The organism is Paenibacillus camerounensis, from assembly GCF_000723885.1.
Lineage (GTDB): Bacteria > Bacillota > Bacilli > Paenibacillales > Paenibacillaceae > Paenibacillus_AQ > Paenibacillus_AQ camerounensis.
In genome coordinates this window covers 147,417-160,456 of sequence record NZ_CCDG010000039.1, presented here as the reverse complement: position 1 = coordinate 160,456, position 13,040 = coordinate 147,417, and the positions used below count along the sequence as shown (strand labels likewise).

Genomic DNA, 13,040 nt, shown 5'->3' with positions numbered 1-13,040 from the left:
CTGAATTATGAAATTGACTCGTCTGTGCAACTAAATCTGCCTGTTTCAGCCCAAATCAGCATTTCGAGCCCGTTTAGTTGTATGAAATACAATTAAGCGGGCTTTTTGCACATTTACGGCCGTTTTAGTTGCACCAAGTACAGTTAAGCACATGGTGTATCAGCCAACTAGCAGCTAAAACCTATAAGCTACCCCTCCGGCAGCAATATTCCCGCCAGCTCCAGCAGCGTAAGCTCCTTGTCCCCGATAGAAAAAGACACCCCTAAGGGTGTCCGCAACAGCATACTTTAAGTCTGGCTCCGCAAGGCCACCTTCCGCATCGGACCCTTGACGATTGATTTCTCATCCGCATTCATGCTGAAGATCCACATCGTGGCCGCATACAGCACGGAATACAGAATGACATATAAGCCCAGCTGGAGGTAGGAGTTAATACTCACATACGTCAGCAGATATCCGCATACGCCGCCAAGCAGCACGACCGGGATAAATACCTTGATAATCTCCTTCCAGAAATAGAAAATATCGAATTTCAGCTTATATCTATAGTAGATATTATTCAGAATTACATTAACGATCATACCGGCAGCAGTTGCAATCGCACAGCCTGTGATGCCCCAGACCCGGATGAACAGCAGCGTCAGGATGATTTTGAGAATGGCGATGGAGAAATAGATAAGGGCTTTGACCTTGTGCCGGTTCATCGCTTCCAGCATCGTGGCGAACAGCGACTGGACGATCGAAGTAATCTGCGGAATGATAATGATCAGCGCAATCGTGTACGCATACCGGTAGCCCTCGCCCAGCCAGATCAGAATGAATACCTGCCCGAACAGCACAAAGCCTGAGACAATGTAGCCGACAATCAGGGCCTGAATTCTGCCTATCCGGACCAGTTCAACCATCAGCCTGGCCTGATCGGCGCCTTTGACAATCATTTTGGTAAGCTTGGGCAGATAAAAGCTGGACAGCACATTGGAAAAATTCATAATGTACGTGTTCAGCTGGGTTGAAATCGCATAAATTGCAATCGGAGTAGCGCCCAGGAACATGCCGATAATCAGAGGATCGGCATTTGTATACAGCTGAAAGGCAATGGATGACAGCAGGATGTAGGAAGAATAGCTGAATACTTCCTTGAACAGCTTGGAGTCAAACGTACTGAATTTCACAACCAGCTTCATCTTGTACCGGCAGACAAAATAGTTGGTCAGTCCGATAGCAATGTTAAGCCCCAGCGCAACGGATACCATACCGACCGATCTGAGTCCCATAATCAGCACCAGTACCATCATTGCCGGGGAAATAACAACTCTTAGCAGATTGATGATTTTGAGATATACAAAGCGTTCGTAGGCGGTAATGATGGAGCTGTAAATGTTCATCGGGAATGAGATTGCCACATTGACCGCTGCGATGATGAATATGGTTTTGAGAATACTGAGCTCAGACTCAGTGAGGCTGGTAAAAATTGAATCAAAATTAAATACCAGAATCAGGCTGGCCAGCAGGGCAAGGAGGCCGATTCCCGAGAAGAGCACCAGAAACATCCCGTTGATGTTCCGCTGGCCGCCCGTATCATTTTCCGAGATGAACTTGGAGTTGAACCGTACAACCGCACTGCCGAAGCCGAGGTCCAGCAGCACGATATAGGCAATAATCGAGTTCACCAGGGAGAACAGCCCGTATTCCGATTTCCCCAGGGTTGAAACGATATAAGGTGTGGAGCCCAGGGAAATGATGACACCGAGAAAGACGGAGAGATAGGTTATAATTGCAGCAAGTTTAATATTGGTTTTCAAGGGTACATCGCTTCCTCGCTACAGAAAATGTCATGGTGGATGCTCTACGCGGTTACGGTGGATGAAGAAGAGAATTTATCTTTTCCGGCCGATATGGCTTGAGTGATCTGGTTATAATGCCGGGTGGAGAAATCATTGTTGTACCGCGGAGCCGGAATCCCGCTAAGCTCCTCAAGCAAGGCCGGTATATCATTAATGTCGCTCGTGAACTTAATATAGCCGAGATGTTTGATCCATTCGTAGCTGCCTACAACCTTGTAGTTATAATTGCCGAGCGCGATACAAGGAGTGGAGGTGATTGCCGCAAAAATCATCCCGTGCAGCCGGTCTGTAACAACAATTTCCGCTTCTTTGAACTGGTTCCATAGCGTATACAGCTCATGCTCGCGTTCTTCAACCGGGATATAGCGTTCGATGCAGGTGTCCGAATAAGTCAGCTTGTCAAAAGCCTGCGAAACGCTGGTATGGATTGTTTTCTTTTCCGCTTCATTAAAGATGCTTTCCTTATCCGCCCGGATACACATAAGGGCTCCGCTGCGCGCTTTTTGCGGCTCGGTAATATCCAGCGACATTACAATGTCCGGAGTCAGCAGAACATCGTTGTTCTTGAAGTTCTCCCTCATAATCTCATACGATGTCTTTTCTCTGGCTACGAGAGTCAGATCCTTGTGGGCGCTGTAGAGGGCTTGTGTTTTTTTGAACTCCTTGCGGCCTAGCTCGGTATCGCCAAAGTAGATGGTTTGAGGGAAAAGGATGATTTTATTATTGGGGAAATTACTGATGATTCTTCTGCGCACTTCTTCTTCTCTAAAATATTCGATGCCGAAATTTCCGCCGCCCTGGAGTGCGAAGATATCATCAGGGGTAGAATACTCCATAAGGCATTTCCAATTCGAGGTCAGCCTGTCAGCTACAATCTCTATCAGCATATAATCGGGAAAAGCCTTCTGGAGAAAATTCATCTGAGCCATCGTTATGGCATGGTCGCCGAGATTATCATGCTCCGGAGAGCCGACTACAAAGATGGCCTTTGATTTATTCCTGTACAGGTCTCTGTTAGCCATATAGCCCCGGAAATAACGGTAATACTCATTATTGCTCACATAATTACGGAAGGACAGCGGCAGCATCTTATGAATAATATTGGTCATGTCAGGTTACTTCCCTTCACACGAAGTTTGGATTGATACAGGACTCTATAAGTGTTGGAGCTTGTTAAGATAAGTAAAGTGGCCAGCTTCATCTGCTTGCTGATGCTTCTGTTGCGCATTACCGCTTTAAGATTTTTGCTGAAAAAGCTGCCCAGCTCTGCGATATATTCCTTATTGGCATTGTTATCTCCGGAAATCATCTGGAGATTGCACAGCTCAATCCCTTCAGTGACGTTCCGGGCCAATGATTTTTCTATAGCTTCTGGATAATTCATGAATTTAATATCCTCATACAGTTCACGCCAGGCGCAGATCCGGTCATAGTATTTCCGGTTAGTCATCTTGCCTGTGATACTGTCGCCTCTGCGCAGATACAAATATTTGGGCGAATCCAGGGAAACGACCTTCCCGGCTTGCATAAACAGCTTATAGGTCGCGAACATGTCCTCGAAATATTTGCCGACCGGATACCTTACCTTTGCGAACAGCTCCGCCTTATACAGCTTATCCCAGGCCATATTCTTGATCTCGGTATCTTCCAGCAGCTTTTTGAAGGCCTCTCCATTATTGTAGACACGGACTTCATGGGAGAATTCCTTATCCATATACACATCGTCTTCGACCTCGGTATGGCCGCACACGGCAATGTCTGCATCATGGGCGGTGATCAAGCCGTGCAGAGCCTCATACATATCGGGTTCGATCCAGTCGTCGCTGTCTACAAAGCCGATATATTTCCCTTCGGCAATATCAATGCCGTAATTACGCGCGTCAGACAGTCCGCCGTTCTGTTTGTGGATGACCTTAACCCGGGAGTCGAGCTCTTTATAACGTTCGCAGATTTCGCCGCAATTGTCAGGAGAGCCATCGTTTACAAGAATCAGTTCGAAGTCTCTGAAGGTCTGTGCGAGGATGGAATCGACACATTTACGTAAGTACATTTCAACTTTATAGATAGGCACAATGATGCTTATCTCCGGTTTCATGCAACAATCACTTCCTTTCAAAATAACGGATGACTGGGCCAGAGACAGAAGTGTCAACAAGATTGCGCTATAGTACGTTGTTAACTCGGCACAATGATTTGTAATTATATTACTATCTGAGTTAAAAGATTGTATATACTACTTTAGTTTACTTATAACTGCTTAGTTTATTGCAAAAAAGAGCGCCGGAGCGCCATTTTCGGCTGCTCAGAGCGCTCTTGAATTTCGGAGGAGAAGCAAAGGTTTAGCGGATTTCAATCTTCAGCGAGCTGTTGAAATGCCCGCCCTGCGGAAGGGTAATGATGCCGGTCTTGTCCTGCAGGTCCCCGGTGAAATCCTCGCCGTCCGCGATGCCCTGCCAGGGCTCAATGCACACGAACGGCGCGTTCTTCGGCTGCCATAGGCCGAGATCAGGGAACCCTTCGGAAGTGACGGCCACGCTTTTGTCTGTAAGCTTGCTCTTCAGCGTAACGGTCTTTGATTGTACGCCCTGAAAAATCAGCGCCCCTTCCAGGAACAGCTCGTGGGAGAGGGGCAGACGCTGTTCATTGTCCAGTACAGACGTGCTTTTGCCGCTGATAACGAGACCCGCATCATTCAAGAACAGCCGGTCCAGCTGCTCTGATTCAGAGAACTCAAGGTAGTTGTCGGTGATATCGCCCTGCCCGTCCAGCGGGCAGTTGAAGGCCGGATGGGTGCCAAGCTGGAAGAAAATATCCTGCTCATCCGTATTCTCGACACGGTAGCTGATCTCGAGCGTGCTGCCGCTCAGGATGTAGGTGAGCTCCAGGCTGAATGCATACGGATAGCTGGCTAAAGTCTGCTTGTTCTGGGACAGCCGGAAAACGGCCTGGGTATCAGTAGCTTCAACCAGTGTGAATTCACTGCGTCTGGCAAAGCCGTGATTGGAGATAGTGTAGGTGCTGCCGCCGCTGCGGATCTCCCCGCCGCGGGCTGCCCCGATAATCGGGAAGAGCACCGGAGAACGGCCTGTCCAGAATGCTGCGTCTCCGCTCCAGATATATTCATTGCCGGTAGCCAGCAGCCTGAAGCTGATCAGCTCAGCGCCCAGAGAGTTAATGACCGCCTCGGCTTCCCCGCTGCGCAGTATAGTGTTCATGTGTTAAATCCCCTTCCATCCTCATTGTGGTGTTCATCGTGTTTTTACTTCGTGGCAGCTCATATTCTACCAAACTCTTCCGCTGTGTTCTAACAGAACGTGAATATTTCCCGAAAAACATTATTACAGACTGTACAGTGACTAAAAATGCCATTGGTATAACATATAGAGAAAGCAATAATACCATGATCGTCAGAAGCGGAGGGGAATATAACATGCAAATGCAGCAGCTATTGGTAAATGGCGAGAGGCTGAGGAATACCATTGAAGCCTTTGCGGATTTTGGGCGCACAGATCAGAACGGGGTAACGCGGCTGTCGCTGTCAGAGCAGGATGTGCTGGTGCGTAATTATTTCCGTTCCTGCTGTGAAGAGCTGGGCATGACAGTAAAGACCGATGACATGGGCAATATGTATGCCACGCTTGCCGGCAGGGAGTCCGGCCCGCCTGTAGTCATCGGCTCCCATCTGGATACAGTGAAGAAGGGCGGCAGATTCGACGGGGTACTGGGCGTAATCGCCGGGCTCGAGGTGGCAAGAACACTGGTTGACCACGGTATTACCCCGCGCCTGCCGGTAACGGTAATGAACTTTACCAATGAGGAAGGAGCGCGCTTTGAGCCTTCGATGATGGCCTCCGGCGTACTGTCGGGCAAATTCGACAAGGCAGCTATGCTGCAGAAAAAGGACCCGGAAGGGACGACCTTTGAACAGGCGCTGCTTGCCAGCGGCTATGCCGGAGAGGCAGAGAACCGGATTACAGAGGCGGCGGCTTATCTGGAGCTGCATATTGAGCAGGGACCGGTGCTTGAGCGTGAGCAGCTCACAATCGGGCTGGTGGACTGTGTAGTCGGCATGGCCTGCTACGAGATTGAAGTGACGGGCGAATCAGACCACGCCGGAACGACGCCGATGGAGATGCGCAAGGATGCGCTGTTCGCGGCTGCCGATATTATTACTGAACTGCGGGCGAAGCTGGGCAAGCTTGATTCCGGACTGGTATATACGATGGGGCGGATGAATGTGCTGCCGAATATTCACACCGTTATCCCGAACAAGGTGATTTTTACGGTGGAAGCGCGGCATAAGGATATGGACATCGTCCGTGAAGTAGAGGCAATCATTAACGGCCTGCCGGAAGAGCTGCTGGAATGTACGGTTCATACAAGTAAGCTCTGGGGGCGCGATACAGTCTGGTTCGATCCGCATATTTGCGGTCTTGTGGAGCAGGCAGCGGTCACACTGGGTTATTCCCGCCGGACAATAGCCAGCGGAGCAGGCCATGATGCCCAGTTCGTAGCCGGATTCCTCCCGTCGGCAATGATCTTTGTGCCCAGCGTAAACGGCAAAAGCCATTGTGAAGAAGAGCTTACCTCCTATGCGGATTGTGAAAAGGGTGTAAATGTCGTTCTGGAAACCGTGCTGTCGGTGCTGAGGGGCTAATAGTGTCATTAAACATAACGTCTGAGGAAATATAGAGGGGAGGGCACCGGCTGCGGTGTCCTTTTTCATGTGCCGGATAGCCTGAATTGACCGGATTTATCTCATTGTGTAAAAACACAATCATGGCAGATAATGTTTTTCTTTTTACCCAAAATGCTATAGAGAATCGTATGTTATGATTCTTTACATAAGAGAAACACATAAGACGGGAGCGATTAACAATGATTATTGGCGTACCTAAAGAGATCAAGAATAACGAGAACCGTGTAGCAATTACCCCGGCGGGTGTTGTCAGCCTGGCAGCTGAAGGACATAAAGTGCTGGTGGAAGCCGGAGCCGGAGACGGCAGCGGATTCCCGAATGAAGAATATGCCGCAGCCGGTGCCGAGCTCATTGCTGACGCCGCTGCTGTATGGGCTGCTGCTGAGATGGTCATGAAGGTTAAGGAGCCGCTGGAAAGTGAATACGGCTACTTCCGTCCGGGCCTGATCCTGTTCACTTATCTCCACCTTGCACCAGAGCCTGCACTTGCCGCAGCACTGAAAGATAAAGGGGTATTCGCTATCGGCTACGAAACGGTTGTAGACGGCCGCACACTGCCGCTGCTTACACCGATGAGTGAAGTGGCCGGACGGATGTCTGTGCAGCTCGGTGCCCAATTTCTGCAAAAAAACTACGGCGGACAAGGCATTCTGCTCTCCGGCGTTCCCGGCGTCAGCAGAGGCAAGGTCAGTATTATCGGCGGCGGTGTTGTCGGCACAAACGCAGCAAAAATGGCGATTGGCCTTGGTGCAGAAGTAACCATTATCGACCTGAGCGCAGACAGACTGCGCCAGCTGGATGATATTTTTGGCTCACAGATCAGCACACTGATCTCTAACCCGTATAACATTGCCAAAGCTGTCGCGGAAGCTGATCTGCTGGTGGGTGCGGTGCTAATTCCGGGTGCCAAAGCACCTAAGCTTGTAACGGAGGAGATGGTCAAAGCGATGAAGCCGGGCTCCGTCATCGTCGACGTGGCGATCGACCAGGGCGGCATCGTCGAAACGATTGACCGTGTAACCACCCATGATAATCCGGTATTTGAGAAGCACGGCGTCCTGCACTATTCCGTAGCCAATATGCCGGGAGCTGTAGCCAAAACCTCGACCATTGCATTAACCAACGTAACCGTTCCTTATGCACTGCAAATAGCGAATAAGGGTGTATTCCAGGCTATCGAGGACAACGCCGGACTGAAGAGCGGTGTCAACGTAGCTAACGGAAAAATCACCTGCCAGGCCGTGGCCGAAGCTCTTGGGGAAGAGTGCTTCACGGTAGAGAAAGCAGTAGAGCAGGAGTTCACTCTGATCTAAGAGGGGTTCAGCCTGAGGATAGAGAGAGAAGCAAGGCATACAGGAACTATAGAGAGCAGAGGGGTAACACTCTTTGGCCCGGCGGGTATCCTCCGGGTTTTTTCTATGCGGAAATACTGGCTTTCAGCAGAGGGCGAACAGCATTTTTTACAAATAACCCCTTGTCATGTTAGGTTTTCTTGCATAATTATATAGCCAGCACCAAATCTGAGTAATATAATGTAAACACTTATACGTTAAAGATTCGGATTCTTCAGGCTGAGGTGGGTACATTGACAGAAGCAGGTCCAACGTTTGACCGTTTTTTTGACAGTATGGAATCCCTGGCGGATACCATCAGCGAATCGCTGCAGTCCCAGGTGACAATAGAGGACAGTAACCACCATGTTATCGGCTACAGCTCCCATCAGTTTGAGAGTGATCCGGCGCGCATCTCCACAATCATCGGCAAACGGGTGCCTAATACAGTTATCATCGGACTCCGTAAAAAGGGCATTATGCACCAGCTGGAGAACACAGCCCGCCCGATCCGCATTCCGGCGGTAATGGAGGTGGGGCTTGGACCGCGTCTGGCCATGTGCATCAAGCATCAGCAGGAGATTCTGGGCTACATCTGGGTGGTGGACCGGGGAAATCTGGCTGAGGGCTATGCTGAGGGGATTGTCGAGAAGGCTGCGGGGATCGCCGGACGTTATCTGCTGAAGCAGCGCGGCTGGAAAAACAGGCAGGACAAAGCGTTTGAGGATTTCTTCTGGAAGCTGCTCACCTCGCATTATGACAATGAGCCCCGTATCCGCCAGGAAGCGGAGGCCTGGTCCATTCTGCTGCCGGAAAGCTATTACATTGGGGTTATTGAGAGCGACAAGGTAATGGATGAGCATTTTCTGCTGTGTCTGCGGCAGACGATGGATGCTTATCCCGGGCAGCGTCTGCTGTTTATGACAGCTGAGCATAACCGCCTGATCCTGCTGTTCTCGTTTGTGTATCCGCTGGAGGGGACGGGGGTTCTAGCCTCGTTCGTGCACAAGCTGCTTACAGACATGAGCCGGAGTGAGAATTGTGTGCTTACTGCCGGATGCAGTCCGGGGTACAGGGAATACACTTCAGCCGCTATGGCTTACCGTGAAGCGCTGTCCGTGCTGGAGATCAAAAAGCTGCTGCCCTACCATGCCCGCAGCCTGCTGCTCTATGATGAAATCGGGTTCTGGGCATATGTTCCGGCTATTATCGAACAGAAACGCAGCCGGCCGCGGCGCAGTGCATTGCTTGAGCGGGTTAAGCTGCATGACCGTGAGCACAAAAGCGATTTTCTCAAGACGCTTGCAGTCTACCTGACACTGGACGGAAACCTGAAGGAATCGGCAGCCTTTCTGCACATTCATACCAACACTCTGATGTACAGGCTCAACCGGATCGCAGAAATTACCGGCAGAAGCCTGAAGGAGACCGATTACCGGACCTCCATCTATCTGGACATCCTTACCGAGGAGACGATGCAGCTGAACAGCTGGTTTCAGGAGCGGGGCGGCAGCACGGGTTCTATTCCATCCTAATCATGCACAGGTGAAAGTCCGGCCCCGGAAGGGGACCGGACTTTTTTGGAATGTGACAGAAAGTGTGCACCAACTAAAGACCCGACACGTACAATAACCTATATTTTGTAAAGGAATCAGGAAAGGGGCTGACAGAATGGGATTCGGCTATGGCTCACCCGGAGGCTCGGATTTTGAGCAGAGGATGCGGGGGGAGATACTGGCGGCGGCGATGCTGATGAATGCAGGCGGAACCGATTTTTCCGATTTTAAAAATTCCCGCTGCAATCCGAAGTATTGGAACCGTACAGCAAGCGGCGGATTCGAGCTGAGACAGGGAGTGCGCCCTTCGGCGGCGGTTAATGATATTTTTGTGAATGGTCAGCTGTATGCATTTGAATGTGCAATGGCGATGGTGATGATTCTCTATAAAGCGACGATAGCCTCAATCGGTGCGGACGCGTTTGACCGCTATTTTACGGACCTCTTCCTGTGGGACTGGAATTACGACAGCAATCTGCAGATGATTACCACCTTTAATAAGTTCGAGATGCAGCCGGGGGACGTGGTGTATTTCAAAAACCCGGATCATGATCCGGAGCTGCCGGAATGGCAGGGGGAAAATGCGATTATGCTGGGGGCAGACCAGTACTACGGACACGGACTCGGCATTAAGAGTGCCGAAGAAATGATAGCTTCCCTTAACAGGAAAAGGGTTCCGGGCAGCAGGACGTCTGCATACTTGACCGATGAGGCGCTGCATCCCAATTTTGCCTATATCAGCGGGCTTGCGGCGAGAGGCGGCGTACCGGCGATAAGGGGAAATAGCGGTAAAAATGCTATCTTTTCGAGGATTGGTGTACGCACCTATATTTATAAGTAACAGCGGCCGGCAGGGTACTGGGCTAAAGAAAGCGATAATTGTATGTATAAAGGAGGACTGTTCTTAGGCTACCCGGCTGAGACAGTCTTTTTTTGGCTGGGGTCAGCCCGATTTGCATGATAAACAGCAGAGAAGTCCACACCAAAGGGAACTGCCGGAATATTACTATATAAATCACTCAGCCGTCTGCCGGTCAAATCGTCCAAGCTATAGATGATTTGGAGGATGCTTACACACAGAGGCCGAGGATGGGAGAAGTAGCTGGGACTAAGGCGGCGGTAAATCCCTATTCTGCGGACGAAGCCGTTGTATTACTGTGTCAGGAATCGTAAAGATTCATAATCTGAAGCTAAGGGAAGTGGTGATGGAATGAGCTTTTTATCAACGGGGCCGATTGAAAATAATCCGGTCGGCGGGGTAAGACCGACTCAGCAGGTGACCATACGAATAGATAACCGGAGCGATACTACCTCATCTACAGTGTCGCTTCAGGGTTATTACATGAGCGGCGGAACGAGAGTGCTATATGTCAGTGAAGCTCTCAACATTGCGGCCAATCAGGTAATCACTGTTAATTATTTTGCCGATCTGGATGCATTTGAGTTCACCTTTACTACTTCTGCTGCGCCTCCGGCAATTGATCCGGTACAGATTTCGTTATGGGGAAAAAGCAGTACAGGCCAGCTGGTAACCGCCCACCGGCTTGTATCCGCTGAACTGCTCGGAGAGATCGTAGGGGTTACCGGTGCAACCGGCGCGACTGGATTGCCTGGAGCCGCAGGTGCAACCGGCGCAACAGGGGCAACGGGAGCTGGAGTGGCTGGGGCAACAGGGGCAACCGGGGTGACCGGCGGGACTGGAGCTACAGGTGCAACCGGCGCAACGGGAGCAACGGGAGCTGGAGTGACTGGGGCAACAGGAGCGACCGGGGTGACCGGTGAGACTGGAGCGGCAGGTGTAACGGGTGCAACCGGGGCAACGGGAGCTGGAGTGACTGGTGCAACAGGAGCAACCGGGGAGACTGGTGGGACTGGAGCTACAGGTGTAACGGGTGCAACCGGAGCCGGAGTGACTGGTGCAACAGGAGCAACCGGGGTGACCGGTGAGACTGGAGCGGCAGGTGTAACGGGAGCAACTGGGGCAACGGGAGCTGGAGTGACTGGGGCAACAGGAGCAACCGGGGAGACTGGTGGGACTGGAGCTACAGGTGTAACCGGCGCAACCGGGGCAACGGGAGCTGGAGTGACTGGGGCAACAGGAGCAACCGGGGTGACTGGCGGGACTGGAGCTACAGGTGTAACGGGAGCAACGGGAGCTGGAGTGACTGGGGCAACCGGGGCAACCGGGGTGACTGGTGAGACTGGAGCTACAGGTGTAACGGGAGCAACGGGAGCTGGAGTGGCTGGGGCAACAGGAGCAACAGGAGCAACCGGGGAGACTGGTGGGACTGGAGCTACAGGTATAACCGGCGCAACCGGGGCAACGGGAGCTGGAGTGACTGGGGCAACAGGAGCAACCGGGGTGACCGGTGAGACTGGAGCTACAGGTGTAACCGGCGCAACTGGGGCAACGGGAGCTGGAGTGACTGGGGCAACAGGAGCAACCGGGGTGACCGGTGAGACTGGAGCGGCAGGTGTAACGGGAGCAACTGGGGCAACGGGAGCAGGAGTGACTGGGGCAACCGGAGCAACGGGAGTGACCGGTGGGACTGGAGCTACAGGTGTAACGGGAGCAACTGGGGCAACGGGAGCTGGAGTGACTGGAGCTACAGGTGTAACCGGCGCAACGGGAGCAACGGGAGCAACGGGAGCTGGAGTGACTGGAGCAACAGGAGCAACCGGGGAGACTGGCGGGACTGGAGCTACAGGAGTAACCGGCGGAACCGGAGCGACTGGTGTGACCGGGGTGGCTGGTGCAACAGGTGTAACAGGTGTAACCGGAGCGACTGGAGCGACTGGTGCAACCGGCGTGACTGGTGAGACTGGAGCGACTGGTGTAACGGGAGCAACGGGAGCTGGGGTGACTGGTGCAACAGGTGTAACTGGAGCTACAGGTGTAACGGGAGCAACGGGAGCTGGAGTGACTGGGGCAACAGGAGCAACAGGAGCAACCGGGGTGACTGGTGAGACTGGAGCTACAGGAGTAACGGGAGCAACCGGTGTTGGTGTAACCGGAGCAACCGGTGTGACTGGGATAACGGGTGTGACCGGCGCAACGGGAGCCGGAGTTGCTACAGAAGGGTTTTCGGCATTCCTGCCAGCGTTAGCAACATCTGCAAGCACTCAGCTTACCGGCTGGACGGTCACTACGCCTTACTATGACAGTGCCACTTTCAATGAGGCTACTGGTAACTATACAGTTCCTGTGACAGGCCGTTACTCCTTTGAAGCGACCCTTAACTATGAAACCACTGCAGCTATTACAGTATCATTAGGTGCAGGAACGAACCCGGCTTTTGTTATCCGGAGAACTTCACCGACAACTACCGACCTTGTAAGCGGACTGTTCCCGCTGCTTAACGTTAACGTTGCACTCATACTGACGCTTAGAACGATTTTAGGAAACGGCACCGTAACCCTGACTGGGGATTTCGATCTTAATGCCGGCGATGTAATCGGGCTGTTCTATGTGGCTGACGGTTTGACAGTACCGCTGAACCTTGGCGGCAGCTCCTCGGGCAGTGTCTGGTCGGCTGTCCGTCTGACTTAATGCTCTGTGTGTAGCACAGGTATACTACAGGCAAAAAAAGAAGCCGGTTCCCGGGGTAAT

The 13,040-nt window shown here is 51.8% G+C and carries 9 protein-coding genes; 5 read left to right on the top strand and 4 right to left on the bottom strand.

All coding sequences use genetic code 11. The features are described 5' to 3' along the window. Positions 1 to 287: 287 nt before the first annotated feature. The 4 genes from BN3772_RS15220 to BN3772_RS15205 all read right to left on the bottom strand — a co-directional run bounded on the left by BN3772_RS15220 (position 288) and on the right by BN3772_RS15205 (position 5,059). Complete coding sequence (locus BN3772_RS15220; RefSeq protein ID WP_042200456.1) at positions 288 to 1,802, bottom strand: oligosaccharide flippase family protein; 1,515 nt, start codon at positions 1,800 to 1,802, stop codon at positions 288 to 290. A gap of 44 nt (positions 1,803 to 1,846) precedes the next feature. Beyond that, positions 1,847 to 2,953, bottom strand: a complete 1,107-nt coding sequence (locus tag BN3772_RS15215) for a polysaccharide pyruvyl transferase family protein (RefSeq protein WP_052380520.1) — start codon at positions 2,951 to 2,953, stop codon at positions 1,847 to 1,849. Next, a complete protein-coding gene (locus BN3772_RS15210) occupies positions 2,950 to 3,939 on the bottom strand; it encodes a glycosyltransferase family 2 protein (protein WP_042200454.1) in 990 nt (329 codons plus the stop codon). Before BN3772_RS15210 ends, BN3772_RS15215 begins: the two co-directional genes overlap by 4 nt. Before the next feature lie 244 nt (positions 3,940 to 4,183). Beyond that, positions 4,184 to 5,059 carry an aldose 1-epimerase family protein gene (locus tag BN3772_RS15205; RefSeq protein WP_042200452.1) on the bottom strand — a complete coding sequence of 292 codons (876 nt, stop codon included), beginning with the start codon at positions 5,057 to 5,059 and terminating at the stop codon, positions 4,184 to 4,186. A gap of 215 nt (positions 5,060 to 5,274) precedes the next feature. Here BN3772_RS15205 and BN3772_RS15200 point away from each other — a divergent pair, with 215 nt between their 5' ends. The 5 genes from BN3772_RS15200 (at position 5,275) to BN3772_RS31285 (ending at position 12,980) form a co-directional block, all read left to right on the top strand. Then, positions 5,275 to 6,501 carry a Zn-dependent hydrolase gene (locus tag BN3772_RS15200; RefSeq protein ID WP_042200451.1) on the top strand — a complete coding sequence of 409 codons (1,227 nt, stop codon included), beginning with the start codon at positions 5,275 to 5,277 and terminating at the stop codon, positions 6,499 to 6,501. A gap of 221 nt (positions 6,502 to 6,722) precedes the next feature. Then, entirely contained in the window at positions 6,723 to 7,856 is a 1,134-nt protein-coding gene (gene ald, locus BN3772_RS15195) for an alanine dehydrogenase (protein WP_042200450.1), read from the top strand. A 272-nt stretch (positions 7,857 to 8,128) separates the two neighbouring features. Next, positions 8,129 to 9,409: a PucR family transcriptional regulator gene (locus BN3772_RS15190; RefSeq protein WP_052380519.1), complete on the top strand. Its 1,281-nt coding sequence runs from the start codon at positions 8,129 to 8,131 to the stop codon at positions 9,407 to 9,409. Between the two features lie 136 nt (positions 9,410 to 9,545). Continuing rightward, positions 9,546 to 10,271, top strand: a complete 726-nt coding sequence (locus BN3772_RS15185; RefSeq protein WP_042200449.1) for a hypothetical protein — start codon at positions 9,546 to 9,548, stop codon at positions 10,269 to 10,271. A gap of 369 nt (positions 10,272 to 10,640) precedes the next feature. Then, positions 10,641 to 12,980 carry a hypothetical protein gene (locus BN3772_RS31285; RefSeq protein WP_086074593.1) on the top strand — a complete coding sequence of 780 codons (2,340 nt, stop codon included), beginning with the start codon at positions 10,641 to 10,643 and terminating at the stop codon, positions 12,978 to 12,980. Positions 12,981 to 13,040: the final 60 nt, after the last annotated feature.